This window comes from Pantoea sp. E956-1, from assembly GCF_982223955.1.
The window spans coordinates 1-252 of sequence record NZ_CEUYZP010000144.1; the positions used below are offsets into that span (position 1 = coordinate 1).

The window sequence follows — 252 nt, forward strand, 5'->3', positions numbered from 1 at the left end:
GATGAGCACCGCTTAACTTGTTTAAGCAAATCAAACTTAAATTGAAGAGTTTGATCATGGCTCAGATTGAACGCTGGCGGCAGGCCTAACACATGCAAGTCGGACGGTAGCACAGAGAGCTTGCTCTTGGGTGACGAGTGGCGGACGGGTGAGTAATGTCTGGGGATCTGCCCGATAGAGGGGGATAACCACTGGAAACGGTGGCTAATACCGCATAACGTCGCAAGACCAAAGAGGGGGACCTTCGGGCCT

The 252-nt window shown here is 52.4% G+C and carries 1 rRNA gene; it reads left to right on the plus strand.

The window, feature by feature from the left end:
- Positions 1-38 precede the first annotated feature (38 nt).
- Positions 39-252 (plus strand): 16S ribosomal RNA (locus tag AC0T7J_RS25680); the annotation flags it as partial.